The sequence below is a fragment of the Pseudomonas tohonis genome (assembly GCF_012767755.2).
In the GTDB taxonomy this organism is placed as follows: domain Bacteria; phylum Pseudomonadota; class Gammaproteobacteria; order Pseudomonadales; family Pseudomonadaceae; genus Metapseudomonas; species Metapseudomonas tohonis.
In genome coordinates, this window is the sequence record NZ_AP023189.1 from 4944580 (window position 1) to 4970304 (window position 25725).

Below are 25725 nucleotides of genomic sequence, written 5' to 3' on the forward strand. Positions count from 1 at the left end.
CTCAACCCCGCCTGCGACCTTGGTCGCAGCCGCCTGACGGACAACCGGCTTTGGTGCGAAACTGCCGCCTCGGGACACAGGCGGGCGTCCCCGTCCGCCGCCTTCACTCCGGAGTCTGCATGTCGTTGTCCAGCGGGCTGATCGCCGCGGTCGCCCTTCTCTACATGGCCGTGCTGTTCGCCATCGCCTTCTACGGCGACCGCCGCCGCGCGCCGATGCCGCCCAGGGGCCGCGCCCTGGTCTACAGCCTGTCGCTGGCGGTGTACTGCACCAGCTGGACCTTCTTCGGCGCGGTCGGCCAGGCCGCCGGCCAGCTCTGGGCCTTCCTGCCGATCTACCTCGGCCCCATCCTGCTGATGGTCTTCGCGCCCTGGGTGCTGCAGAAGATGGTGCTGATCAGCAAGCAGGAGAACATCACCTCCATCGCCGACTTCATCGCCGCGCGCTACGGCAAGTCCCAGGCCCTGGCGGTGGTGGTGGCGCTGATCTGCCTGGTCAGCGTGCTGCCCTACATCGCCCTGCAGCTCAAGGGCATCGTCCTCGGCGTCAACCTGCTGATCGGCTCCGGCGCGGAATCCACCGGCACCCGCGCCCAGGACACGGCGCTCATCGTGTCCCTGGTGCTGGCGCTGTTCACCATCCTCTTCGGCACCCGCAACCTCGACGCCACCGAGCACCACCGGGGCATGGTCCTGGCCATCTCGTTCGAGTCGCTGGTCAAGCTGCTGGCCTTCCTCGCGGTGGGCACCTTCGTCAGCTTCAGCCTGTTCGACGGCTTCGACGACCTGACCATGCGCGCCATGCAGGCCACCCACCTGGAGAGCTTCTGGCTGCAGCCGGTGGACTGGCCGACCCTGATCGTGCAGACCGGCGTTGCGATGATCGCCTTCGTCTGCCTGCCCCGGCAGTTCCACGTCTCGGTGGTGGAGAACATCGAACCCCGCGACCTGCGCACCGCGCGCTGGGTGTTCCCGCTCTACCTGGGGCTGGCGGCGCTGTTCGTGGTGCCCATCGCCCTGGCCGGGAAGATGCTGCTGCCCGCCGGCGTGATGCCCGATTCCTTCGTCATCAGCCTGCCGCTCGCCGAGGCCCATCCGTCCCTCGCCCTGCTGGCCTTCATCGGCGGTGCCTCGGCCGCCACCGGCATGGTGATAGTCGAGGCCGTGGCACTCTCGACCATGGTCTCCAACGACATGCTGCTGCCCTGGCTGCTGCGCCGGCAGAGCGCCGAACGCCCCTTCGAGGTATTCCGCCACTGGATGCTCTCGGTGCGCCGCATCAGCATCGTGGTGATCATCCTCCTGGGCTACGTCAGCTACCGACTGCTGGGCTCCACGGCGAGCCTGGCGACCATCGGCCAGATCGCCTTCGCCGCCATCGCCCAGCTCGGCCCGGCCATGGCCGGCGCCCTGTACTGGAAGCAGGCCAACCGTCGCGGCGTGTTCGCCGGCCTCGCCACCGGCGCCCTGCTCTGGGCCTACACCCTGGTGCTGCCGCAGGTGGCACGCGGGCTCGGCTGGCCGCTGGAGGCCTTCCCCGGCCTCGCCGGGCTGATGGCCAACCCGCTGAACCTGCCCATCGACCCGCAGACCCAGGGCGTGGTGCTGTCGCTGGCCGGCAACTGGCTGCTGTTCGCCTGGGTCTCGGTGTTCTCCCGCACCCGGGTCTCCGAGCACTGGCAGGCCAGCCGCTTCATCGGCCAGATCGTCTCGGCACGGCCGAGCAACCGCTCGCTGCTGGCGGTGCAGGTGGAAGACCTGCTGATGCTCGCCGCGCGCTTCGTCGGCGAGGAGCGCGCACGGCAGAGCTTCGTGCGCTTCGCCTATCGCCAGGGCACCAGCTTCAACCCGGTGCAGAACGCCAACCAGGACTGGATCACCCACACCGAGCGCCTGCTCGCCGGCGTGCTCGGCGCTTCCTCCGCGCGCGCGGTGGTGAAGGCCGCCATCGAAGGCCGCGAGATGCAGGTGGAGGACGTCGTGCGCATCGTCGACGAAGCCTCCGAGGTGCTGCAGTTCAACCGCGCGTTGCTGCAGGGGGCCATCGAGAACATCACCCAGGGCATCAGCGTGGTCGACCAGTCACTGCGCCTGGTCGCCTGGAACCGCCGCTACCTGGAGCTGTTCGACTATCCCGAAGGCCTGATCAGCGTCGGCCGGCCCATCGCCGACATCATCCGCTACAACGCCGAACGCGGCCTGTGCGGGCCGGGCGATGCCGAGGCCCACGTCTCGCGCCGGCTGTTCTGGATGCGCCAGGGCAACGCCCACACCTCCGAGCGGCTGTTCCCCAACGGCCGGGTCATCGAGCTGATCGGCAACCCCATGCCCGGCGGCGGCTTCGTCATGAGCTTCACCGACATCACCGCGTTCCGCGAAGCCGAGAAGGCCCTCAAGGAAGCCAACGAAGGCCTGGAGCAACGCGTCATCGACCGCACCCTCGAACTGTCCCAGCTCAACCAGGCGCTGATCGAAGCCAAGGGCACCGCCGAGGCGGCGAACCAGTCGAAGACGCGTTTCCTCGCCGCCGTCAGCCACGACCTGATGCAGCCGCTGAACGCCGCCCGGTTGTTCTCCGCCGCCCTCGCCCACCAGCAGGACGCGCTGCCGGTTGAATCCCGCGAGCTGGTGGGCCACCTCGACAGCGCGTTGCGCTCGGCGGAGGACCTGATCACCGACCTGCTGGACATCTCGCGCCTGGAAAGCGGCCGCATCACCCCCGACCGCGCCGCCTTCCCCCTGGCCACGCTGTACGACGCCCTCGGCGCCGAATTCAAGGCACTGGCCCAGGAGCAGGGCGTGGACTTCCGCGTCAGCGGCAGCAAGCTGCGCATCGAGAGCGACATGAAGCTGCTGCGCCGTGTGCTGCAGAACTTCCTCACCAACGCCTTCCGCTACGCCAAGGGCCACGTGCTGCTGGGCGTGCGCCGCGAGGGCGGGCTGTTGCGCCTGGAAGTCTGGGACCGCGGCCCGGGCATTCCCGAAGACAAGCGCAAGGTGATCTTCGAAGAATTCAAGCGCCTGGACAGCCACCAGACCCGCGCAGAGAAAGGCCTGGGCCTGGGCCTGGCCATCGCCGACGGCCTCTGCCGCGTGCTCGGCCACCCCCTGGAAGTGCGCTCCTGGCCGGGCAAGGGCAGCGTGTTCAGCGTCAGCGTGCCCCTGGCGCGCACCCCGGCGCCCTCGCCGGTGGCAGTGCCGAAGGAAACCAACGGCCACGCCCTCGACGGCACCCAGGTGCTGTGCATCGACAACGAGGACAGCATCCTCACCGGCATGCACAGCCTGCTCTCGCGCTGGGGCTGCCAGGTCTGGACGGCGCGCAACCGCCTGGAATGCGAACACCTGCTGGCCGAGGACGTGCGCCCGCAACTGGCGCTGGTGGACTACCACCTCGACGAGGGCGAGACCGGCACCGAGCTGATGGCCTGGCTGCGCACCCGCCTCGGCGCCCCGGTACCGGGCGTGGTGATCAGCGCCGATGCCCGCGCCGAGCTGGTGGCGGAGGTCCACGCGGCCGGCCTCGACTACCTGGCCAAACCCGTCAAGCCCGCCGCCCTGCGCGCCCTGCTCAGCCGGCACCTGGCACTGCGCTGAGCGCGAAGCCCCGGTGACAGCGGCGACAGTCGATAGGCCGCTGTTCTCCTCGGCGATGCGGGACGGTATAAGGAACCCCTGGCGCACCCTGCCGCCAGGCCGTCATGCCAGGAGCCATCGCAATGAATCTTTCCAGTGGGTCGGGCCCGGTGCCGACCCACCTTCCCGAGCGCCCAGCCGAGGACTACCTCGCCGAACGGGTCGCCACGCTGTTCTCCACCAGTCCCTCGACTGCGGTCGGCAACGTCTTCTCCGGCTCCATGGTGTTCGGCGTCTACCACGCCAGCGCGCCGCTGCGCGGGCTGTGCATCTGGCTCGCCGTGCTGGTGGTGCTGATGGTCGTGCGCCTGTCCCTGGTGCGCGCCTGGCGCCGCGACCCGCAACGCTTCCCGCCACTGACCTGGGCACGCATGACCATGTGCCAGTGCGGCGCGGTCGGCCTCGCCTGGGGCATCGGCGCCATCTGGCTGATGGGCTACGGCACGCCCTACGAGGACGTGATCTTCGGCTGCATCGCCCTCGCCTCGGTGATGGTGGCGATGAGCAACGTCTCGTACTGGCCCGCGCACCTGGCCTTCCACGTGCCGATGTTCTTCTTCCTCGGCATCGCCTACGGGCGTGACCCGGAACCCCAGGCGATGTACCTCGCCGTCTCCGCCTGGGTGGTCTGCCCCTTCATCGCCGAGATGGGCCGGCGCCTGCAGATCCGCTTCAACGAGGCCCTGAAGCTGGCCTGGGAGCACCAGGTGCTGGCGCACAAGTACGCCCTGGCCAACCAGGAACTGGCGATCCTCAGCCGCACCGATGACCTGACCCGCATCGCCAACAAGCGCCACCTCGACGAGACCCTCAGGCGCGAATGGCACCGCTGCGCGCGCAACCACGAGTACCTCGGCGTACTGATGCTCGATATCGATCACTTCAAGCTCTACAACGACAGCTACGGCCACCTCGCCGGCGACACCTGCATCCGCCAGGTGGCCGAGGCGATGCGCGCCAGCATCCGTGAACACTGCGACTTCGTCGCGCGCTTCGGTGGCGAGGAGTTCACCGTGGTGATGCCGGGGGCCGACCTGGAAACCGCCTGCACCATCGCCGAACGCATCCGCGCGGCCGTGGAAGCCCTGCAGCTGCCCCATGCCGGGGCCGAGCGCGGCTACCTGACCGTGAGCATCGGCGTCGCCTCCACCGAACAGGGTACGGCGATCAGCGAGGAAGCCCTGGTGGGCAATGCGGACGTGGCGCTCTACGCCGCCAAGCACGGCGGTCGCAACCGGGTGGAAGCCTTCCGCGGTCAATCGACCCTCCTCGCGTCGGCGACCTGAGGCAGCCCTCAGCTCTTCAGGAAGCCCCTGAGCAGCTCGCCCACCCGGCCGCCCAGCTCCTGGTTGGCCGAGAGTTGCAGCCCGCGCGCCAACTCGCTGTCCACCACCTGCTCCACCAGCGGCCGCAGCGCCAGCAACTGGCGATTGAGGCCTTCCAGCTCGGCGACGTGGGGCAGGCTGGTGCTCAGCAGCGGGTTGACCAGGTGATCGACGATCATCCGCACGATGCCCTCCGCCACCGGTTCCACCTGCTGGCGGATCGTGGCGAACTGTTCCAGCAGCACCCGCAGCGGAATGCCCGAGCGGTGCAGTTGCACGCCGGCGTTGAAGACGCGCGGGTTGAGCACCCGCAGGTGGTCACCGGCGAACTCGATCAGCCCCAGCGCCTGGGCGATGTCCATGGCCTCGTCGGTGAGCTCGTCGCCGAACAGCACCTGCACTTCGTCGAAGCCCAGGGGCGTGGGCTCCAGCTGCGCCCAGTCGCCGACGATGGCCTGCTCCAGGCCCAGTACGTGGGCCAGGTCGCGACCCTGGTCCCAAGCCTCGAACAGCTCGCGGATGCTGGCGATGCTGTAGCCACGCTCCAGCAGCTGGCCGATCAGGCGCAGGCGCGCGAGATGCTCGCCGCTGTAGATGCCCACGCGCCCGCGGCGCTCGGGTGGCGGCAGCAGCCCGCGATCCTGGTAGGCACGCAGGTTGCGCACGGTGGTGCCGGCCTCGCGGGCCAGCTCGTCGACCGTGTATTCCTCGCCCGGAACGGGCTCGGGGATGTGCGGCGCCTGGGCCAGCAGCCGCTGCAGGAAGGTAGGGGGATTCTTCATGGGCGGATCATATCCCCGCGCCTCGGCGGCCAACAACAGCGCGGCCGGAAGCCCAACCTATGGCTGGACCTGCTGGCCAACGGCGCCCGCCGCAAGCCGCTTTCGGCCCTTCGAGCCGCCTGCCACGGTGCTTTGCGCGCGACGGTAACGCGGTAACAGCCATCCCGTGCATCAGGGCCGGGCGTCTGGCCAGTCCCGCCTACCTGGCCGACAATCGATGACATCGAACGATGTAACGATTTCGGCCAGCAGGAGATCCGCCATGCCCGCCTTCCCCACGCCCACCCTCCCCTCGCGCCAGGAGGCGAACTGATGAACGCGCCCCTCGGCCTCGAACCCCAGCGCATCACCGTGCAGGGCGATGGCGTGCGCCTCGCCACCTATCAATGGGGCAATGCCAAGGGACCGACCCTGCTGCTGGTGCACGGCTACCCGGACAGCCACGAAGTCTGGCTGCCGCTGGTGCGCGAACTGGCGGCGGACTACCGCATCATCGCCTACGACGTGCGCGGCGCCGGCGCATCCGAAGTGCCATCGCGTATCCGCGACTACCGCCTGCCGCACCTGGCCAACGACCTGGAAGCGGTGATCCGTGCCCTCAGCCCGGATCGCCGGGTGCACCTGGTGGCCCACGACTGGGGGTCGATCCAGAGCTGGGAGGCGGTGACCGAGCCGCGCATCCAGCCGCTGCTGGCGTCCTACACCAGCATCTCCGGCCCCTGCCTCGACCACGTCGGCCACTGGATGCGCAGCAGGCTGCGGGAGAGGCGCGCCGGGGCCTACCTGCAGATGCTCGGGCAACTGCTGAGCTCCTGGTACATCGCCTTCTTCCACACCCCGCTGCTGCCGGAACTCACCTGGCGCCTGGGGCTCGCCCGTGCCTGGCCAGGCCTGCTGCGCCGCATCGAGGGCGTGGCCAGGCCTCACGTCAGCAGCACCCAGCTCGCCGACGGCCAGCACGGCGTGCGGCTCTACCGCGCCAACTTCATCAGCAGCCTGTTCCGCCCGCGCGAGCGCCACACGGACGTGCCGGTGCACCTGGTCATCCCGACCCGCGACCGCTTCGTGCGGCCGCAGCTGTTCGAGGAGCTGACCCGCTGGGCGCCGACCCTGTGGCGCCGTGAAGTGCGCGCCGGGCACTGGCAACTGCTGGCCGAACCCCAGCGCCTGGCGCTGTGGCTGCGCGAATTCGTCGACCGCGAGGAACCGGCCAGGAGGGCCTCATGAAACCGCCGCATCACCGCCTCGAACAGCGCAAGGTGCGCTTCGACTTCGCCGATACGCCGCTGCACTGGGTGCCGGGCGAGCCCGAGGCCTCGCACATCATGAACAGCCTGCACCTGATCCTGCCGGCCGGTGAATTCTGGTTCTGCCGCGTGTACAACAAGGCCCTGCCGCTGGTGAGCGACCCGCTGCTGGCCGAAGACGTGCGTGGCTTCGTGCGCCAGGAGGCGCAACACGCCCGTGCCCACGACAGCGCATTGAAACCCTACCTGGAACGCCACGGGCTGGACCCGACGCCGGTGACCGCCGGCATCTATCGCCTGTTCGACAAGGTGCTCTGCGACCATCCCCTGGGCGAAAACCGCCTGAGCCATTCCCTGCAAGGCTGGTGGTTGCGCCAGCGCGTCGGCCTGATCGCCGCCGTGGAGCATTTCACCTGCGTGCTGGGCAACTGGATCATCACCACCCGCAGCCTCGACCAGGCCGACCCGGTGATGCTCGACCTGCTGCGCTGGCACGGCGCCGAAGAGGTGGAGCACCGCTGCGTCGCCCATGACCTGCACGTGCACCTGGGCGGGAGCCTCCTGGCGCGGTGGTTCTACATGGTGGTGGCCTGCATCGCGCTGATCACGCTGTTCAGCGTCGGCTCCGCCAGCCTGATGCGCCAGGACCCCGCAACCTCCAAGCGCGCCGGCTTCCTGCGTCACTGGCGGAGACTGGGCGCCCGCGACAAGCTGCCCACGCCCGGCAGCATCGGCCGCGCGGTGCTGCGCTATTACCAGCCGGGCTTCCACCCGCACGGCGAAGGCGACCTGGCGGTGGCGCTGGACTACCTGGAGCGCTCACCGGCGGCCCGGCGCGCAGCGGCGGAGCCAGCCCCCTAGCAGGCCACTCGGGCGCTCAGCAGGCCGGTGCCGGCGAGCGAGGCCCGGCAACCGGGCCAGAACGGAGGCATCACTCGTCCAGCTCATCCGGCAGCGGCAGCCCCGCCGCGCGCTCGAGCAGCTCGCCAGGCAGGCTCTTGCTGGCGCGGGCACCGAGCAGCTTGATGTTCTCGGCGCGGCTGACGAGGTTGCCGCGGCCCTCCACCAGCTTGTTGCGGGCGGCAGCGTAGGCCTTGTCCAGCTGCTGCAGGCGGCTGCCCATCTCGTCCAGGTCCTGCACGAAGGCGACGAACTTGTCGTAGAGGGCGCCGGCGCGCTCGGCGATCTCGCGGGCGTTCTGGCTCTGCCGCTCCTGGCGCCAGAGGCTGTCGATCACCCGCAGGGTAGCCAGCAGCGTGGTCGGGCTGACGATGACGATGTGCTGGTCGTAGGCCTCCTGGAACAAGCCGGGATCGGCCTGCAGGGCGGCGGCGAAGGCGGCTTCGATCGGCACGAACAGCAGCACGAAGTCCAGGCTGTGCAGCCCTTCCAGACGCTGGTAGTCCTTCACCGAAAGACCCTTGAGATGGTTGCGCAAGGACAGCACGTGCTGCTTCAGCGCCTGGGCGCGGACGGCCTCGTCCTCGGCGGCGATCAGCACCTGGTAGGCGGTGAGGCTGACCTTGGCATCGACCACCACCTGCTTGTCGCCGGGCAGCCGGATCAGTACGTCGGGCTGGAAGCGCTGGCCATCGGCGCTGCTCAGGCTGACCTGGGTCTGGTACTCGCGGCCCTTCTCCAGGCCGGCATGCTCCAGCACCCGCTCCAGCACCAGTTCACCCCAGTTGCCCTGGGTCTTCTGGCCCTTGAGCGCGCGGGTGAGGTTGGTGGCCTCGTCACCCAGGCGCTGGTTGAGCTGCTGCAGGCGCTCCAGCTCCTTGCCCAGGGAGAAGCGCTCGCGCGCCTCCTGTTGATAACTCTCCTCGACGCGCTTCTCGAACGCCTGGATGCGCTCCTTCAATGGGTCGAGCATCTGCCCCAGGCGCTGCTGGCTGCTCTCGGTGAAGCGCTGCTCGCGCTCATCGAAAATCTTTCCGGCCAGCTCGGCGAACTGCGCACGCAGGTCATCGCGGGCTGCCTGCAGGTCGGCCAGGCGCTGGGCGTGCGATTCCTGCTGCTCACGCAGCTCGGCGGCCAGGGCGGCACGCTCGCTGTCCAGGCGGCGCAGCTCGCCTTCCTTGCGCTCGCGCTCCTCGCTCCAGGCGGCCAGCGCCTCACGGCCTGCCTTGCGCTCGGCGCCGAGCAGCTCGGACTCTCGCCGCAGGGCGGCCAGTTCGGCCTGCTGGGCGGCGTTGTGCTGGGTGAGTTCACGGATTTCCGCACGGCTGTCGTCGAGCTGGGCACCGAGCCCGTCCTGGGCCATCTGGGCGATGGCGAGGCGTTCGTCGAGGAGCATGCGCTCGACGTCAGCGGCGGCGATGCGGCGTTGCAGGTGCCAGGCCAGGCCCAACAGGGGGACGGCGGCGAGCGCGAGGCCGATCAGCAGATTGGGCAAATCGAGGGGCATGGAAAGCTCCGCGGGAAGGTGCCGGGCAGTATACCCAGCGCCCACGCGGCGGTCAGGCGCCGGGCAGGCGGCTCAGCAGGCGCTTGGCTTCGTGGGAACCCTGGGCGGCTGCCTGCTCCAGCCAGTGGCAGGCCTGCTGCATGTCTTGGGTACGGGGCTGCACATAGAGGCGACCCAGCTCGAGCTGGGCGCGGCGGTCGCCGGCGCGGGCGGCCTGGCGCAGCATGTCGAAACCGATGCGGCGGTCGCGGGTGTTGCCGCAATCGCGGCAGAGCATCTGCCCGAGGCGACTCTGGGCGGCTACCACGCCTTGGCGAGCGGGCTGCTTGAGCAGCTTGCCGGCCAGGCGCTTGACGCTGGCGGCCTGGCCGAGGCGCGGGTTGTCGAGCAACCAGAGGGCCACGCGCAGGGGCAGGCGCTGGTTGTGCTGGGACATTTCGGCGAGAGCTCTGGACTTCATGTAAAGGGTGTGGAGGCCGGAAAGGCGCGCAACTCTACTCCTTTTTTTCCACAGGTAAAGTCTTGCAAAGCCTGTGAGTGGCGTTCTAGAGCAAGCGCTTGGGACAATCCACAGAAGCTGTGGATAACTCTGTGGGAAAGGTCATTGAAATGCCCTTCGAAGCCGATGAAACGGGCGCCTCCTGCAAATTGGCGATTTTTTCACCAACCTGAAAACCCTTTATTTTTCATTGCTTTAAAAAAGCGGCACGAAAAATCAAGCGTTTACGGGCGAATGTGACTGCGAAATGACAAGGTGCTTCGCCATTGTGCACAACTCATTCCTGTCAACCCCCTGAATGCCCCGTTTCAGGGCGCCGCAGCGCATTTTTGCCGGCGAAAGTCCGTAGGCGCGGTGCCCGTCCAGCGACGAAAGGCTCGGGAGAAGGAGCTCTGCTCGGCGAAGCCCAGCAGGTAGGCGATCTCCAGCAAGGCGAAGTCGGTGTGCTGCAGGTAGAGCTGCGCCAGGTCCTTGCGGACCTCGTCCAGCAAGGTGGGCAGGGCCAGCGCCGATTCCCCCAACCGGCGACGCAGGACGCGCGTGCTGAGCCCCAGGCGCCCCGCCACATCATCGAGGCCGACCTGCCCTTGCGCCAGGCCGGTGCAAAGCGCGGCCCGGATTTCGTTGGCGAGATTGGCGTCGAGACGGTACGCGGCCAGGCAGGCATCGCCCTGGGCGTCCATCAAGGCGCGCAGATGCGGGTCGGCCTCGCGCAGCGGCATCTGCAACAGGGCCTTGTCGAACACCACGGCATGGCGTGCACAACCGCCCAGCACGGGGCAACCCAGGACGTCGGCGTAGGCCTCCTTCCCGGCGTCTAGGGGGTGACGGAACTCCACCCGCACCGGCTGCGCACGCTCCTCGCTCAACCAGCGGCCGAACGCCAGCCAGCCGGCCAGGGCCATCTCCACAGCCTGGCGAGGCACCCAGGGCAACGCCCGCGGCCGCCAGGTCAGGGCGACGAACTCGCCCTCCTCTTCCAGCCGGGTTTCCCCGATGTCCCAGACCAGTTGTTCGAAGCGCTGCAGGCGCGTGATGGCCTCGCCCAGGGTGGCGCAGCTCATGGCCGAGTAGCCCAGCACCTGGAAGGAGCGCGGACGCACGGCCAACCCCAGGCGCATGCCGATCAGCGCATCACCGGCGAGGCGCTCGGCCTGGAGCAGGAGGGCGAAAGCCTTGAACAGCGGCAGGCGGTAGCCCGGCAGCGCCAGTTGCTCCGCCTGGATATCCACCGCCCGCAGCAACGCGTCGACATCCAGCCCACGTTCGCCGGCGGCGGGCAGCAGCGACTCGACGTAGCTCGCGGCGATACCGGCGGGCGATGCGACCAGGGCCAGCAGCCGCTGGGGCCAGGACTCGGTCATGCCGGCTGTGGCAGGTGGCCGTCGATCAGGAACTGCGTCATGCGGAACAGGCGCGGCGTATCCGGTGCCTGGGCATGCTTGAAGGCGACGTACTCGGCGGTGGTCTCGCAGAGCCAGGGCGTGAGGTTGCGTGGTCGCCGCTCGGTGAAGGCCTCGGGGGTGAACAGGGCGATATTGGTGCCCTGCAGCGGGCAGCGCGCGGAGCGGTACTCGAAGGCCTCCACGCCTGCGGCACGCATGGCCGCGCCGAGCGCCTGGCTGGCGCGGTAGTCCACCGGGTCGGCCAGTGCCTGAGCGTGACGATCGAACGGTGGCGATTGCAGTTGCACGCCACGCTCCACCTGGAAACGCGCCTCGAAGGAGGAATGCTCGGACAGGATGCGCCCGCTGGGGGGCGGCACGGCCATGCCGCTCCACAGGACGAAGCGGTAGAACGCCCCCTCGGCCATGGCGGTCTCCAGGCGCGAGGCGGCGTAGAACAGGCTCGGCTCGTGGACGGTGCCGAAGCGCGACCCCCAGCGCAGCGGCGGGTAGCGGAACGGGGTCTTGAGCAGGTAGTGCAGCGGCTCGGCGCTCCTGGGCAACGGCGGCTTGCTGGTCTCGATGAGTTCCTCCAGCAACGCCTGTTCGGCGAGGTTGTCCACCAGCTGCAGGGTCGCCACCTGCTCCTGGCTCTCCACCAGGCGCACCAGGCGGCCACGCAGGGGCCCGATGTGTTGCGGGCCCTGGCAGGTCGTCCAGATATCCATGTCCAGCCTTCCTTCGTTGTTGTTGTGAGGGGCGATCAGATCTTGCCGCGTATGGCGTCCAGGTACTCCACCACCCTCACCAGACCCTGCACCTGGCCCATCAGTTCGAGGGGAACGGCGCCCAGGTGGCGGTTCTCGGTGCGCAGGAAGTGGCGCATGTCGTCGAGGTTGCCGCCGAACAGGGCGAACAATGCGCGGTAGGCGCGGATCAGCAGCAGCGCGAGCTCGCCGGTCTTGCTCTGCGGACGGATGCCGCCGCTGTCCGCCCAGCGGGTGATGGCGGTGCGGTGCACACCGACGATGTCGGCCAGTTGCTGCTGGGTCAGCCCGAGTTGCTCGCGGGTATTGAGCAGGGCCTTGGCCAGGACGGCATCGGGATCGAGAGTGGGACGGCTGAGGGCGCTCATGGATTTCCTCCGTGCGTTTGCATCAATATAAAGCAAATATGATGCAAACACACAAATTACAATCCTCTCCTCTTCCGGTGACTCCACCCGTAGAATGCGGCCTTTGCCACCAGGGTCCTCGCCATGGACAAAGCCCGTATCCAGCATCTGATCATCGCCAAGCTCTCGGACGACCTGGAGCTGCTGCAACGTGCGGCGCAGACGGCCTACGAAGCGGCGACCCATGAAGAGAACGTCGCCGAGAACAAGTACGACACGCTGGGACTGGAGGCATCCTACCTGGCGACCGGACAGGCCCGCCGCGCCGCCGAGATCAAGCAGGCGATCAGCCTGTTCCAGGGCCTGGCGCTGCGTGATCACGACCCGGCTCTGGGTATCCAGCTCAGCGCCCTGGTGCGGCTGGGCGCGGAAAACGGTGGCGAGCAGCTACTCTTTCTCGGCCCGGAAGCCGCCGGCCTGAAGGTTGCGACCGAGGATGGGGACATCACCGTGATCACCCCGCGCTCCCCCCTCGGCCAGGCTCTGCTGGGCAAGGGCGCCGGCGCCGAGATCACCCTGGCGATCGGCGGCACCGAGCAATGGTACGAGGTGATCGACGCCCACTGAGGGCGAACGCGCCACGTCCTGATCGGCCCATCGACCCTGTGAGGAGGTTCCATGCCCGCTCGAAAACGCACGCTTCACATCAGCCTCGACCCGGTGAAATTGTTGCTGTGCATCGCCTTGGGCATCTGGCTCGGCTGCCTCGCCGTCGCCGCCACGGCCTGGTTCGGTTATCGGCATCTGGTGGGCGCTGCCTGGGGGCAGGTCGGCCAGGGCACCACGGCGCCCCTGGGCTCGCCGATAGGCCCTCAGCCTGCCCCTGTCCCTCAGGACAATGCGCAGATGTTCGAGCGCTACCAGCAGAACCAGAGCGCGACCCAACAGCGCGACAATGCCCGTATCGAAGAGGCTGAACGCCTGGCCAGCCCCAAATGCCAGTTCTGGACCGCCCAGCTGCGCAACGCTCCCAACGAGAAGGCGCGGCAGAACGTGGAGCGCTTCTGCAACTGAACCCGCCCTGACCGCACGTCATCCGATCAGCACTTTATGCCGCTCGCGCTGCCGAAGTTTTCAAGCACCTGCGCATCCCGTCCGATGAAGAAGCCGGCCAGCCGACCGAAGGCGGGGCCTGTCAGGGAAGCGTCACGGATGCCGGACTAAACTCCAGTTGTGTGCCCATTTGCGGGCACCGAGGCGGTTAGCGATGAGTCCTGAAGCCTTTATCGTGTTGTTGATCCTGGGTTGGCTGCTGGTAGCCGTTGCGATGCTCTGGGCCATGCTCAGAATCACCCACCACCACCATCACCCCACGACCCGAGCGCCTCGCCAGCCCGTGGAACGCCCGGTGAACGAGCACAAGGCCAGGCAGGCGACCGCTCCTCATCACTAAGCCCCTATCTGCTCGCACCCGCGTCATGCCAGTGGTTGCCAGCGCTCCGGACGGCGGAAGCTGTGGGTGACGACACCCCGGATCATCCAGTCCTGCCCGGGCGACAGCCTCAGCGCCGGATAGCGGGCGTTCTCCGCCACGAGCACGCGCTGGCCGTCTTCTTCGTGACGCAGGCGGCGTATGTAGAAATCCCCATCGATCACCGCCACCACCAGGCTGCCATCGGTCGCTACGCGTGCGCGATCGGCCAGCAGCAGGTCCCCTGGGGCGAGGCCGATGCCCTCCATGCTGTCGTCTTCCAGACGGACGGTTAGGGTCTGTGGGATATCGATGCCCAGCAGCTCGTCCAGGCTCAGGCAGCCGTCGAGGCGCAGGCGAACCGGGCCTTTCGCATCGTTTTCATCGATGCCGAGGGTGTAGAGCGGGAGCTTGCTGAATGACGGCCCCAGACGGCCGATGATGCGGACATTACCCATGACGGCGCCTCCTGATACTGTTTTTATATACAGTATTTGTGCGCCCGGTTTTCGTCAACGGGAAGCTTGCGCCGGCGGGCCGGCGCAAGACCCGTCAGGCGTTACTTGATGTAGGCATCACCCCAGCGTTCGACGTTGCGCACGCTGGCTTTGCGCAGCGTGGTGCCCTGGGCTTTCTTCGCAGCGGCGATCTCGTCGTCGATGATCTTGGTCGAGATCGACAGCCAACTGGTGGCGAAGGCCATGGCGTCGCCGTTGATCTCCAGCGCGTCCAGATCGATGTTCGCCGTGTTGTCGCAAGCGTTGTGGTAGCAGGGATCGAAGGGCTGGCCCGCCGCACCGCCATATTTCTGCGCCTGCTCCTCGGTCTTGATGTCCTCGGCGCCGGTGAACAGGCCACCGAAGGCGATGCCATCCTCGAAGAACTGCGCATAGTCGGAGCGGAAGTCGATCTCGGTCCCCTCGAACTGCGCGCGACGCAGCTTGAAGTAGGCCTCGAACAGGTGCTCGATCGCGGCCGAACCGGGCGGGCCCTGCAGACCGAAGGACGAACCGTCGCCGTCATAGATGAAGTTCGCGTAGTTCGGCGAACCGATCATGTCGAAGTTCAGGTAGGCCTTGATCTTCTTCTTCTCCTCGGGAGTGAGGTTGTTGACGTAGTAGGTCGAGCCCACCAGCCCGGACTCCTCGGCGCCCCACCAGGCGAAGCGGATCTTGTTCAACGGATAGGCCTTGCGCAGCAGCACGGCCATCTCCAGCAGCGCGGCACTGCCGGAACCGTTGTCGTTGATGCCGGGGCCCTCGAATACCGAGTCCAGGTGCGCGCCCACCATCACGACGTTCTTCGGATTGCCGTAGCGGGTCTCGGCGACCAGGTTGTAGGTCTGGGTCTTCGAGCGCACCACGTCGACGACCATGCGCAGCTGCAGGCCTGCCGTGCCGGCCCAGGCCGCACCGTTGTCGTAGGTGGCGAAGATCACCGGGATGCCACCTTCGTAGCCATCGCCCAGGGTCACGTTCTCCAGGCCCTTGCGGTCATCCGTGTTGCCCTGGTTGAAGATGATCACCCCCGCTGCACCAGCCGCCGCGGCGTTCTCGGCCTTGATCTCGAAGTTGCAGGTACCGCGCTGGATCAGTGCGATGGAACCGCTGGGGAAGTTGGCGAAGTCCTCCGCCTCGCACCCGCTGGAGGAGGTGTTGCCCGCCCCCAGCGCCACGTCCACGGGCACCACCGGTGCACTCACATCACCGGCCTCGCTCTGCGAGAGGTAGGTGAAGTCGGTCTCCCAGACATAGCTGCCGGGGGTCGGCGTGATCGCATTCAGGGTGCCCGGCCCTTTGGGGTAGTAGGCGGTGAAGGGGAACGGCTGCACCGTCACCTTGTAGCCGGCCTTCTGCAGGGTCTTCTTCACGTAGTCGATGGACGCCTGGTAGCCCGGCTGACCGGCAGCCCGATTGCCGTCGTTGAGGCTGGCGATGTCCTGCAGCGCCTGGAGCCGGGTGAAGACGTTGCTCGCCTGCAGGCAGCGCGGCAGCCCGAGCGGCGTGCCCACCAGCAGCGGCGAATTGCAGATGGAGGGGTTGGGTTTGCCGGGACTCCAGAATTCCTTGAATTCGGCATCTGCGGCGGGGCTTGCAAGGGATGCCGTGGAAACGGCGAACGCGAGGGAACCGACAACACGTCTGAAATTATTTTTCATGCTGACTCCAATCCTTTTGAAGTGGTTGTAGGCAGGCCTGAAATGGCATTGCGCCACTGTCCGGTACTTCCTTCGGACGGCCTAAAACCTAGACTGGAGGGTGTAGCCGGGGTTCTTCGCGCGTGACGGGAAAAACGTGCGCCTTGTCGCTTTTTCGATACAAAAAGGCGCAAGTTGCGACGAACGCGCCGGCAGCTGACTTCAATTTGATATCAGAAAATATTGTGTAGCCGTCATTTCCGAAGCGAGGCGGAATGAGTGACGCGGAAACGGATCCGATGGATGAATGGAGCACTGAATAAGATTTTATGGGCCTCGCTTAGCGAGCCACCGATCTGGGGAGATGTTTACTCACTAACCAGAAATTCACATGAATGGAGTATCTGGTCGGATCCCGCAATATCTCGGTCATCAACGTAGCGAAACGTCGTGACAACCTCTGATGTCCGTGACCGTTGCGGGTAACCAGAAGTCCTGAACGGGGCTTTTGTCATCGCCCGCCGAGCTGCTGGACTAACGCAGTGACTCGTTAACTGCATCCTTGCAGGCGCGATAAGCAATCGCCTGGGACCTTTCGTCAGGTCTAATCGGAGCTCCTGCTTCCACCCCGTCGTATCCCAACTCACCTAAGGTGCAAACGCCCCATAGGGATTCTGTTTTACCGCCTCCATTGTCGAGTTTGATCACCAACTGGGAGTCGGCTACCAGCTCAACCGAGACCACTTTCATAGCGCCGCCGACAAGGTCGAGTGCAGGCGCAGTCAAAGGTACCAAGAGAAACCAGGAAGGAGCCCAAGAGAAAAGCACGCGTTATTTACCTTCCATGGTTTCGCGGAACAAATGTAGCAGAGCACCATGACCGACATCTGGCGGGGCCAGGCACAGGCGTTATGCAAAGGTGGCCGCTTGGCAACTCCCCCACAATGTCCCCAAACGAAAAGGCCCCAGAGGCGTGATCCTCTGGAGCCCTTGTATATGGCGGGAAGAAGGTATTTGAATCCTTGATGGTAGAGCGACTCAATGTGTCTCGTGGCGAGGTCAGAGCAGATTGCAGTCGCGGGACATCGGGGTCTTGGCAACGTCGCCGCGGCCGGTGCAGACCAGGGTCACCTTCATGCCTTTGCGCAGCTCGGCCAAGTCATCCACCTGGTCCTTGTCGAAGGCGAACTGTGGTTCCATGAATTGGTTCACCCCGCCCCTCAGGCTCACGTAGGGTTTGCCGAGGAAATCGGTGTTAATCGCATCCACAGTACCCGTCACCTTGAAGCGCTTGCCCTTGAACTCCTGGTCGGCGGCGACGGTGTTGTCCGCGTAGGCGCGGGCCAGTTCCGAGGCTTTGTAAAGCGGCAGCGCCTCGATTTCGCGGGCTTCCTGCTCGGCTTTCAGTTGGGCGCGTTGCTGGGCAGCCGCGACCGGATCAAAGTCTGGGGATTTGGTGTGAGGCACCTTGTTGACCATAAGGCCCAGCAGACCGATAAACATCCAAGAGAAGCCAACCACACGGGCGGAGCGCGAGTACCCTTTACGCAGCAAGAACCAGGCGAAGATGTACGGCATAAAGAGCACGCCAATGACCATCCAGAAGCCCATGGTGCGCTGGGGCACGGCTGCCACCACGGCAGGCGCGTGCTGTTGGACAGGCGCGCCGCAGCCGGGGCATGCGGCGGCGGCGGAGCTGACGGGTTTTTTACATTCGAAGCACTGGAGCAGAGCCATAAGGTGGTCCTTCACAAATGATTGCAAGTAGCCATTACTAGGCCACGCAGGATATAGACGTACGTCCCAATTTCCAACCCTTCGTCACTGGCAGACACCTTAGAGAGGTTTGGTAAGGTGAAGGTCTTTCCCTCCAATGCTCCACTCACCGCGCTACCATCCCGGTAAACCGCCTTGGACCGCCAGCAGAAAGCCCATGAGCAGCACCCCGGACATCAACCTTCACACCTCCCCGGTAGCCGATTCGGACCTCGACTTCGTGTTCACCTTCGAGCGGCGGCAGGTAGTGGAGCGGGTCATTCGCTTGCAGGCGGGCCGCGCGGTGGAAAGCGCCGATCCCTTCATCGACGATTGGTCCCCGGCCGAACGCCAGGAAGTGAAGGACACGCTGCGGGCTGCACTGGCCAACGGCGGCATGGTCTGCCTGGCGACCCGCCTGGGGCGGGTCGTCGGCTTCGCTTGTGTGGACGGCGCGCCTATAGAACCCACCGGGCGCTACCGGCCATTGAAGGAGTTCCATGTCGAGGCCACCGAGCGTGGCAGGGGCATCGGGCGCCTGCTGTTTGCCCGCTGTCTCGAAGAGGCCCGCCACAAGGGCATCCAGCGCCTGTATGTCTCGTCCCACTCGGCGAGGGAGACGGTGCGGTTCTACCAGCGTCAGGGTTGTGTGGATGCGCAGTGGCTATGGCCGGAGCAGGCTGAGCGGGAGCCTTGCGACTATCCGATGGAGTACGAGGTGGGGCGATGAGCAGCCCTGCCTGTCTGGCATCCCCTTGCCCATGAACCTGGCGAGGCATGGCATCCGCCATTCAGGGATGCCCTGGCGTTCGTCCGGTCCCAACTGGTGGGGAGCACGGCTGGAGAAGCCAGGCGCCCAGGCAGAAGCGATGCAGCGCTCGGCGGAAAGCTGCGGGACACAGCCAGTGGTCACTCGGCGCTGGATGGCGATAAATCTGGATGGGTGTCGTCATAGGCCGGGCTTGTCTGCCCGATCTCGGGTGCAATCTGGCCGCAAGCCAGCCAGAACGCGTACTGGGGATAAGCCTTCACAAGCACGTCGATCTCTTCCGTGCTGACTCTCACCGCGCCTTTGCTGACGCTTCGCCAACGGTCGTGGTTGCCTCCACCCAGTTCGCTGGCCTTTTCCGGTCCCAGCCGCTTGATGAACGCTCGTGCTCTATCGCCCGCTGTCTGCATAAAACGTCTTTAACGTCACCGTCTCAAAACTCAATACCAATAGAGGCTGCGTCTTCCCAGCTCGCCTTGTAGCCCGCTTCAGACAGCTCTTGCAGGACGCTTGGGCGCGCAGCTGGACAGGCATTCTCAGTTTGAATTGGGGGTCTTCTCTGCTCATCCGCAGGAGGATGGACCACCGTGACATTGACGGCAACGGCGCCACCACAATGCCCTTCTGCCAGCCGGAGTCATTCTTCCGATCGCACCAGGAAAGCGCGAGACCATTCAGGAGCTGGGAACACCGTCGTTGCTACTCAGTGCTGGACGACGGCATCTCTGAATGAGCTTCGTCATAGGCCGGGCTCGTTTGCCCGAGCTCGGGCATGACCTCACCAGTCAGCAACCACCACCGGTACTGCGGAAACAACTCGGCGATAGCGAGGATCTCGCTCTCTTTGATTTCCCTATTTCGGGAGGGGTTCTTGAGGTTGTTCCACGTGTAGCGATTGATGCCCGTACGCTCCTCCAACTCCGGGAGGCGCATCTCTGAGCTTTTCAATATTTCAATGACACGCGATTTGATCATGATTATTAGATCGAAAATTGATCTATCCATTTCGGATTCAATGTGAGATTATCCAAATTGCATTTATCCAATTTGGATTTATGCGTGATGGATAATTGCGTAACCGCGAATAGTGATGGAATGAGCATGGAACTGGAAGACCTTGCCCAGGCCACCCTGGCCACCCCTCAGCAGAATGTTGGAGCTGCACCCACCTTCGCAGACTTCATTGATGCTGCCCGCAACACCATCCATAACCGAACGGATCGCAGAGGCATTCCCTCCGACAAACTTCGCGTACTACCGCGACATTGGGAGTGGAAAGCATGAGCGGGCGACCTGTGGACACCAGAACGGCCCTGGCAAACCTGGGACAGACGGTAGTCATGGAGCTGCACTGGGAAGAGGTGCCGCACCCCCTGTTCTGCTGCTGCCACATCGTGGGCGTGGTGGTGCCGGTGGAGGGGATTTGCGAGGAGGGCTACTTCCTGGTGAAGAACGCGCTGGCGCCGGGGCCGTTCCCGGATGAGCTGTTCTGGTCGGACATCCGCCGGATGAAGGTGCTGGTGCAGCGCACCCTGCCAGCGCCAGGCGCGCGCGGGCATGCCTGAAAGCACAAAGCCCCTGGCTCTCGCGAACCAGGGGCTTTGCTGTGTATGGCGGGAAGATAGGGATTTGAACCCTAGGTGCCATTGCTGACACAACGGATTTCGAATCCGTCCCGTTCGGCCACTCCGGCATCTTCCCGAACGGCGCGCATGATACCAGCTGAAAAGCGATTGGCGAAGCCCGCCGTGGCAATTTTTTCGCGTGCATTCAGATGCTTGCGTATTGCCCCGGCCGGCAGCGCCACCGCCGGGGTCAGGCGGTGAGCTTGGTCAGGGCCTCGCGGTACTTGTCGGCGGTCTTCTGTGCGACGTCGGCAGGTACGGCGGGGGCTGGCGGCTCCTTGTTCCAGCCTGTGGACTCGAGCCAGTCGCGGACGAACTGCTTGTCGAAGCTGGGCGGGTTGGTGCCTTCGACATAGCTTTCAACCGGCCAGAAGCGGCTGGAGTCAGGGGTCAGCACTTCGTCCATCAGGGTCAGGGTGCCGTCTTCGTCGATGCCGAATTCGAATTTGGTGTCGGCGATGATGATGCCGCGAGTGGCGGCGTACTCGACAGCAGTGCTGTAGAGGGCGATGGCGGTATCGCGGACCTTGGCGGCCAGTTCCTTGCCGATGATGGCTTCGCACTGCTCGAAGGAGATGTTCTCGTCATGGTCGCCGACAGCGGCCTTGGTCGAGGGGGTGAAGATCGGCTGGGGCAGCTTGGAGGCTTCCTTGAGGCCGGAGGGCAGCTGGATGCCGCAGACGGTGCCGGTCTTCTGGTATTCCTTCCAGCCCGAACCGACGATGTAGCCGCGCACGATGGCTTCGACGGCCACCGGCTTGAGGCGCTTGGCGACCACGGCGCGGCCTTCCACGAGCGGCAGCTCGGCGGCGGGCACCACGTCCTCGACCTTGTCGCCGGTGAAGTGATTGGGCACCACGTCGGCCAGCTTGTCGAACCAGAAGTTGGAGATGGCGGTAAGGATCTTGCCCTTGTCCGGGATCGGCTGCTCGAGGATGACGTCGAAGGCCGAGAGCCTGTCGGTGGCGACCATGAGCATGCGCTTGGCATCGATCTCATAGAGGTCGCGGACTTTGCCGGAGTAGATCTTCTTCAGGCTCAGGGTGCTGGGAGTGGTCATGTCGATTTTCCGCCTCTGTTAAACGAAACAGGCGAAACCTGAGGGGTTTCGCCTATTGTCTCGCCGCCGCGCCCTGCGGCGCGTCGGCTGGAGCCGGGTGGAGGTCAACCGCCACCCGGTCGGTCCGGCCTCAGCCGAGGTTTTCCTGGATCAGGCCCAGCACGCGGCGCGCCACATCGGCGGGTGCCACGGTGTTGATGTCCTTCTCCACGGTGACCTGGACGCTGTCACCGACGCGGGTCAGGCGAACCTGGTAGCGCTCGGCACGGGCCTCGATCTCTTCCTTGCTCGGTGCGCTGCCCCACAGGCGGCTGAAGAAGCCAGGCTCCTGGTCCTTCTCCGCGCCCTCGGCGAGGTTGATGTAGTACACGCCCAAGCTGCGGTTGATGTCGTCGACGCGGACGTCCGCCACTTCCAGGGCACGACCGACGCTGGACCAGGAACGGTCGAAGTCGGCACCCAGGTTGAGGATCGGGTTGCCACTGCCGTCCTCGGACAGGGTCACGCGGCTCGGCGCATCGAAGTCGCGGGCCGCCAGCAGGGAAACGGAACCACCCTGCTCGGCGCTGCGCGCCATGCTGGCGAGCATTTCGTCCATCAGCGCAGCCTCGAGGCTGGGGCTGTCGGAGCGGCTCGGCCAACCGGTATCGGCGCTGCTGCCTGCCGGACGGGTGGTGGTGAGGACGAAGATCTCGCTGGTGTTGCGCTGCACGCCCGGCTCGATACGCACACGGGCACGCACTTCGCTGTCGGGCTCGACACCACTCACACGGCTGCCGAGGCGGCGTGCGAGGGGCGCGGAGAGCTGGTCGAGGCGCTGCCAGGCGGTGCTGAACTCGCCGGTCTGCGGACGCTCGTCGACGACCTTGAAGCCACCGTCCTCGAAGAACTGGCGAGCCACCGGCCAGACCTCGGCCGGGATGCGCTGGGCAACCACCCAGCGCGAGTCGCCGCTCTTCTGCAGGCTGTAGTCGCTGACCTCACCCTTGACTTGCAGGGGCTGCGGGCGTGGGACTTCGTAGTCGGCGTCGCTGCGGCTGTCGGCGACGTTCATCGGCACCGGCAGCAACGGGTCAAGGCGTTTGGATTGGGCATCCGGAGGCAACTGCATGGGCGCGGTCTGGCGCGCTTCCAGGTAGTCGTTGCCGCGGTCGCGGAAGTAGCCATTTTCGCCCCAGAGCCAGCCGCAGCCGCTGGTGCTGGAGATCATCAGGGCGAGAGCGGAGAGTCCGGCCAGTCGCTTCATGCGTAGTAATTCCTCGGATTAAGCCAATACACCGGACTGGCGGAGCGCCTGACGCAGCGGTTCGTGGCAACGCGGGCTGAGCCAGGTCAGCGGCAGGCGGATGCCGTCGGGCATCAGGCCCATCTCGTGCAGGGCCCACTTCACCGGGATCGGGTTCGATTCGATGAACAGCGCCTTGTGCAGCGGCATCAGCTTGTCGTTGATCGCGCGAGCGGTCTCGGCATCGCCACGCATGGCAGCGGCGCAGAGGTCGGCCATCTCGCGGGGCGCGACGTTGGCGGTCACGGAAATGTTGCCCTTGCCGCCCATGAGCATCAGCTCGACGGCGGTGGCATCGTCACCGGAGTAGACGAGGAAGTCCTTGCTCACGCGATCCAGGACTTCCTGGCCGCGCTTGAGATCGCCCGTGGCTTCCTTGATACCGATGATGTTGGAGATCTTCGCCAGGCGCTCGACGGTCTCGGGCAGCATGTCGCAGACGGTGCGGCCAGGGACGTTGTAGAGGATCTGCGGAATCGCGACGGATTCGGCGATGTGGCGGAAATGCTGGTACAGGCCTTCCTGGGTCGGCTTGTTGTAGTACGGGGTCACCAGCAGGCAGGCATCGGCGCCCACGTTCTTGGCGGCGGCGGTGAGGTCGACGGACTCGCGGGTGGAGTTTCCACCGGTGCCGGCGATGACCGGGATGCGGCCATTGACCTGATCCACCACGCGGCGGATGACTTCGATGTGTTCGTTCACATCCAGCGTCGCGGATTCACCCGTGGTGCCGACTGCGACTATGGCGTTGGTGCCTTCCTGCAGGTGGAAATCCACCAGCTTGGTCAGACTCGCCCAGTCCAGTTGACCTTGTGCATCCATGGGCGTGACCAGTGCCACCATACTGCCCGCAATCATGCAACCGCTCCTGCCGGAAAAAGAGAGCCGTAATGGTACTGGTGCCCATTGCCCAGCACAAGCTGACGAGGGTGCCTCAAGCATTCCCCTCGGCAGCGCTTTTCGCTAACCTCTCCGCTTTGATCGACGCGGCTTTGGCCGCCCTCCCCTCGCTTTAGGAATGCTGCATGTCCACCACCCCGCCCCGCGAACAATTCCTTGTGATCAGCGCCCTCGGCGTGAACCCCATGGAGCTGACCAACGTGCTGTGCCGAGCCAGCCAGGAAAACCGCTGCGCCGTGGTCAGCAGCCGCCTGACTCGCCACGGCGAGTACAGCGCACTGGTGCTGCAGGTATCCGGTAGCTGGGATGCACTGGCCCGCCTGGAGGCTGGCCTGCCGGCCCTGGCCAAGCGCCACGAATTCACCACCCAGGTAACCCGCAGCGGCGCCCTGGAGCCCCGCCCGCAATCGCTGCCCTATGTGGCCTACGTCAGCGCGGCCTACCGCCCGGACATCCTCAATGAGCTGTGCCAGTTCTTCATCGATCATCGCGTCGAGCTGGAGAACCTCACCTGCGACACCTACCAGGCGCCGCAGACCATGAGCACCATGCTCAACGCCACCATCACCGTGACGCTGCCGGCGGGCACCCAGATCAGCTGGCTGCGCGACCAGTTCCTCGACTTCGCCGATGCGCTGAACCTCGACGCCCTGATCGAGCCCTGGCGCCCGCAACACCCGTAAGGAGCAAGACATGGCCGTAGCAATCGACCAACCGGTAGCCGACTTCACCGCCCCCGCCACCAGCGGCCAACAGGTGACGCTCTCCGCCCTGAAAGGCAAGCAGGTCGTCCTGTACTTCTACCCCAAGGACAGCACCCCCGGCTGCACCACCGAAGGCCAGGGCTTCCGCGACCAGCACGGCGCCTTCGCCGCCGCCAACACCGTGATCTTCGGCGTCTCCCGCGACGGCCTGAAGTCCCACGAGAACTTCAAGTGCAAGCAGGAGTTCCCCTTCGAACTGATCTCCGACAAGGACGAAGCGGTCTGCCAGCTGTTCGACGTGATCAAGCTGAAGAAGCTCTATGGCAAGGAATACATGGGCGTCGACCGCAGCACCTTCCTGATCGACAAGAACGGTGTGCTGCGCCAGGAATGGCGTGGCGTGAAGGTTCCGGGCCACGTCGATGCCGTGCTCGCGGCCGCCCAGGCGCTGAACAAGGGCTGACCCGCCCCGCCGCAATGAACGAAGGCCGCGAAAGCGGCCTTTTTCATGCCGTCACATCAGCGGCGACGGCCCGTCCTTAAGTGGCCCGCTGCGTGGCCAGGCATCGAGCACAGCCTTGAACAACGTCGCCAGGGGAATCGCGAAGAAGATGCCCCAGAAGCCCCAGAGGCCTCCGAACAGCAACACGGCACAGATGATGGCCACCGGGTGCAGGTTGACCGCCTCGGAGAACAGCAGCGGCACCAGAATGTTGCCATCCAGCGCCTGGATCACCCCGTAGACCACCATCAGGTAGATGAACTGGTCGCCCCAGCCCCACTGGAACAACGCGATCAGCGCCACCGGGACGGTCACCACCACCGCGCCGATGTAGGGCACCACTACCGACAAACCGACCAGCAGTGCCAGCAACGCCGCATAGTTGAGCCCGAGGGATACGAAGGCGACGTAGGTGACACCGCCACAGATGACGATTTCGATCACCTTGCCGCGGATGTAGTTGGCGATCTGCTGATTCATCTCCTGCCACACCTGGGTCATGAGCGCGCGCTCACGCGGTAGGTAGCCACTCAGCCAGCGTAGGATCAGCTCGCGGTCCTTGAGGAAGAAGAACACCAGGATCGGCACCAGTACCAGGTAGATCATCAGGTTGACCACCAGCGGCAGGCTGGAGAGGGAGAAGGTCAGCGCCCACTGGCCGAACTTGCCGACCTCGCTGCGGGTCACCTCGATGGCGTTGAGCACCTGCTCGTCGGTCACCAGGTGCGGGTAGCGCTCGGGCAGCAACAGAAGCAGCGACTGCCATTCGCCGAGCATGCGCGGCAACTCCTTGAACAGGGTGCTGAGCTGCTGCCACAACAGCGGCATCAGCACCACCAGGAACAGCGCCAGGGCCCCGATGAACAAGGCGAAGACCAGCCACACGGCCAGCGTTTGCGGCATGCGCAGGCGTTCGAGGAAATTCACCACCCCCTGCATCAGGAAGGCCAGGACCAACCCTGCCAGGACCGGCGCCAGCATATTGCCGAGGGTGAGGACCAGGGTAAAACCCAGGACCAGGAAGACCGCCAGCACCACCGCTTCTTCATCGGAGAAGTAGCGCTGCACCCAGTCGCGAAGCACCTTGAACATCGGAGTTCCTTGGTAAGCGTAAGCAGGGAGG

General features: G+C 65.6%; 26 protein-coding genes and 1 tRNA gene. 11 read left to right on the top strand and 16 right to left on the bottom strand.

What is annotated here, in order from left to right; translation table 11 throughout:
* Nucleotides 1-119: 119 nt before the first annotated feature.
* Nucleotides 120-3596, top strand: coding sequence for a PAS domain-containing hybrid sensor histidine kinase/response regulator (locus HSX14_RS22475; RefSeq protein WP_173171953.1), 3477 nt, complete (start codon nt 120-122; stop codon nt 3594-3596).
* A 122-nt stretch (nt 3597-3718) separates the two neighbouring features.
* Nucleotides 3719-4921 (top strand): GGDEF domain-containing protein, encoded by a 1203-nt coding sequence (locus HSX14_RS22480; protein WP_173171951.1) that lies wholly within the window; start codon nt 3719-3721, stop codon nt 4919-4921.
* An 8-nt stretch (nt 4922-4929) separates the two neighbouring features.
* On the opposite strand, the gene HSX14_RS22485 is transcribed toward HSX14_RS22480, so the two are convergent.
* Entirely contained in the window at nt 4930-5742 is an 813-nt protein-coding gene (locus tag HSX14_RS22485) for a MerR family transcriptional regulator (RefSeq protein ID WP_173171949.1), read from the bottom strand.
* Between the two features lie 312 nt (nt 5743-6054).
* Between HSX14_RS22485 and HSX14_RS22490 the strand changes: the two genes are divergently transcribed.
* Together HSX14_RS22490 and HSX14_RS22495 are read left to right on the top strand one after the other, a co-directional pair.
* Entirely contained in the window at nt 6055-6969 is a 915-nt protein-coding gene (locus HSX14_RS22490) for an alpha/beta fold hydrolase (protein ID WP_173171947.1), read from the top strand.
* Nucleotides 6966-7850, top strand: coding sequence for a metal-dependent hydrolase (locus HSX14_RS22495; RefSeq protein ID WP_173171944.1), 885 nt, complete (start codon nt 6966-6968; stop codon nt 7848-7850). Before HSX14_RS22490 ends, HSX14_RS22495 begins: the two co-directional genes overlap by 4 nt.
* A gap of 70 nt (nt 7851-7920) precedes the next feature.
* Here HSX14_RS22495 and HSX14_RS22500 read toward each other — a convergent pair whose 3' ends face one another.
* From HSX14_RS22500 to HSX14_RS22520, 5 genes are all read right to left on the bottom strand, one after another.
* Nucleotides 7921-9285, bottom strand: coding sequence for a DNA recombination protein RmuC (locus HSX14_RS22500; protein ID WP_228723644.1), 1365 nt, complete (start codon nt 9283-9285; stop codon nt 7921-7923).
* Between the two features lie 163 nt (nt 9286-9448).
* Nucleotides 9449-9832 (bottom strand): tetratricopeptide repeat protein, encoded by a 384-nt coding sequence (locus tag HSX14_RS22505; RefSeq protein ID WP_228723485.1) that lies wholly within the window; start codon nt 9830-9832, stop codon nt 9449-9451.
* A gap of 371 nt (nt 9833-10203) precedes the next feature.
* Nucleotides 10204-11259, bottom strand: coding sequence for an AraC family transcriptional regulator (locus tag HSX14_RS22510; protein ID WP_173171938.1), 1056 nt, complete (start codon nt 11257-11259; stop codon nt 10204-10206).
* Entirely contained in the window at nt 11256-12008 is a 753-nt protein-coding gene (locus HSX14_RS22515; protein WP_111264583.1) for an RES family NAD+ phosphorylase, read from the bottom strand. The genes HSX14_RS22510 and HSX14_RS22515 overlap by 4 nt, the downstream gene beginning before the upstream one ends.
* 35 nt (nt 12009-12043) lie before the next feature.
* Nucleotides 12044-12415 carry an antitoxin Xre/MbcA/ParS toxin-binding domain-containing protein gene (locus tag HSX14_RS22520; RefSeq protein WP_111264584.1) on the bottom strand — a complete coding sequence of 124 codons (372 nt, stop codon included), beginning with the start codon at nt 12413-12415 and terminating at the stop codon, nt 12044-12046.
* A gap of 123 nt (nt 12416-12538) precedes the next feature.
* On the opposite strand from HSX14_RS22520, the gene HSX14_RS22525 reads away from it, so the two are divergent.
* Both HSX14_RS22525 and HSX14_RS22530 read left to right on the top strand, forming a co-directional pair.
* Nucleotides 12539-13021 (top strand): GreA/GreB family elongation factor, encoded by a 483-nt coding sequence (locus HSX14_RS22525; RefSeq protein WP_173171936.1) that lies wholly within the window; start codon nt 12539-12541, stop codon nt 13019-13021.
* Between the two features lie 51 nt (nt 13022-13072).
* Nucleotides 13073-13468 carry a hypothetical protein gene (locus tag HSX14_RS22530; RefSeq protein ID WP_173171933.1) on the top strand — a complete coding sequence of 132 codons (396 nt, stop codon included), beginning with the start codon at nt 13073-13075 and terminating at the stop codon, nt 13466-13468.
* A gap of 402 nt (nt 13469-13870) precedes the next feature.
* On the opposite strand, the gene HSX14_RS22535 is transcribed toward HSX14_RS22530, so the two are convergent.
* The 3 genes from HSX14_RS22535 to HSX14_RS22545 all read right to left on the bottom strand — a co-directional run bounded on the left by HSX14_RS22535 (nt 13871) and on the right by HSX14_RS22545 (nt 17739).
* Nucleotides 13871-14323: a LexA family protein gene (locus HSX14_RS22535; RefSeq protein ID WP_173171931.1), complete on the bottom strand. Its 453-nt coding sequence runs from the start codon at nt 14321-14323 to the stop codon at nt 13871-13873.
* Nucleotides 14324-14424: 101 nt separating this feature from the next.
* A complete protein-coding gene (locus HSX14_RS22540) occupies nt 14425-16023 on the bottom strand; it encodes a M28 family metallopeptidase (protein ID WP_173171929.1) in 1599 nt (532 codons plus the stop codon).
* Nucleotides 16024-17061: 1038 nt separating this feature from the next.
* Nucleotides 17062-17739: an OB-fold protein gene (locus HSX14_RS22545; protein WP_173171927.1), complete on the bottom strand. Its 678-nt coding sequence runs from the start codon at nt 17737-17739 to the stop codon at nt 17062-17064.
* A 196-nt stretch (nt 17740-17935) separates the two neighbouring features.
* Between HSX14_RS22545 and HSX14_RS22550 the strand changes: the two genes are divergently transcribed.
* Nucleotides 17936-18487: a GNAT family N-acetyltransferase gene (locus tag HSX14_RS22550; RefSeq protein ID WP_173171925.1), complete on the top strand. Its 552-nt coding sequence runs from the start codon at nt 17936-17938 to the stop codon at nt 18485-18487.
* A 179-nt stretch (nt 18488-18666) separates the two neighbouring features.
* Here HSX14_RS22550 and HSX14_RS22555 read toward each other — a convergent pair whose 3' ends face one another.
* Nucleotides 18667-18936, bottom strand: coding sequence for a DNA-binding protein (locus tag HSX14_RS22555; protein WP_173171923.1), 270 nt, complete (start codon nt 18934-18936; stop codon nt 18667-18669).
* Between the two features lie 289 nt (nt 18937-19225).
* Nucleotides 19226-19501 (bottom strand): helix-turn-helix domain-containing protein, encoded by a 276-nt coding sequence (locus tag HSX14_RS22560; protein ID WP_173171921.1) that lies wholly within the window; start codon nt 19499-19501, stop codon nt 19226-19228.
* Nucleotides 19502-19627: 126 nt separating this feature from the next.
* On the opposite strand from HSX14_RS22560, the gene HSX14_RS22565 reads away from it, so the two are divergent.
* On the top strand, nt 19628-19810 hold the full coding sequence (locus HSX14_RS22565) for a hypothetical protein (protein ID WP_173171919.1): 183 nt from the start codon (nt 19628-19630) through the stop codon (nt 19808-19810).
* Nucleotides 19811-19866: 56 nt separating this feature from the next.
* Nucleotides 19867-20091: a hypothetical protein gene (locus tag HSX14_RS22570; RefSeq protein ID WP_228723487.1), complete on the top strand. Its 225-nt coding sequence runs from the start codon at nt 19867-19869 to the stop codon at nt 20089-20091.
* Between the two features lie 46 nt (nt 20092-20137).
* On the opposite strand, the gene HSX14_RS22575 is transcribed toward HSX14_RS22570, so the two are convergent.
* The 4 genes from HSX14_RS22575 to dapA all read right to left on the bottom strand — a co-directional run bounded on the left by HSX14_RS22575 (nt 20138) and on the right by dapA (nt 23354).
* Nucleotides 20138-20227, bottom strand: a tRNA-Ser gene (locus HSX14_RS22575).
* Between the two features lie 114 nt (nt 20228-20341).
* Nucleotides 20342-21211: a phosphoribosylaminoimidazolesuccinocarboxamide synthase gene (locus tag HSX14_RS22580; RefSeq protein WP_173171915.1), complete on the bottom strand. Its 870-nt coding sequence runs from the start codon at nt 21209-21211 to the stop codon at nt 20342-20344.
* 130 nt (nt 21212-21341) lie between these two features.
* On the bottom strand, nt 21342-22457 hold the full coding sequence (gene bamC / locus HSX14_RS22585) for an NlpB/DapX family lipoprotein (protein ID WP_173171913.1): 1116 nt from the start codon (nt 22455-22457) through the stop codon (nt 21342-21344).
* 18 nt (nt 22458-22475) lie between these two features.
* Entirely contained in the window at nt 22476-23354 is an 879-nt protein-coding gene (dapA, locus tag HSX14_RS22590; RefSeq protein WP_111263826.1) for a 4-hydroxy-tetrahydrodipicolinate synthase, read from the bottom strand.
* A 167-nt stretch (nt 23355-23521) separates the two neighbouring features.
* Between dapA and HSX14_RS22595 the strand changes: the two genes are divergently transcribed.
* Both HSX14_RS22595 and HSX14_RS22600 read left to right on the top strand, forming a co-directional pair.
* Nucleotides 23522-24079 (top strand): glycine cleavage system transcriptional repressor, encoded by a 558-nt coding sequence (locus tag HSX14_RS22595; RefSeq protein WP_111263827.1) that lies wholly within the window; start codon nt 23522-23524, stop codon nt 24077-24079.
* Nucleotides 24080-24089: 10 nt separating this feature from the next.
* Nucleotides 24090-24563, top strand: coding sequence for a peroxiredoxin (locus HSX14_RS22600; protein WP_173171911.1), 474 nt, complete (start codon nt 24090-24092; stop codon nt 24561-24563).
* A 51-nt stretch (nt 24564-24614) separates the two neighbouring features.
* On the opposite strand, the gene HSX14_RS22605 is transcribed toward HSX14_RS22600, so the two are convergent.
* On the bottom strand, nt 24615-25694 hold the full coding sequence (locus HSX14_RS22605; protein ID WP_173171909.1) for an AI-2E family transporter: 1080 nt from the start codon (nt 25692-25694) through the stop codon (nt 24615-24617).
* Nucleotides 25695-25725 lie beyond the last annotated feature (31 nt).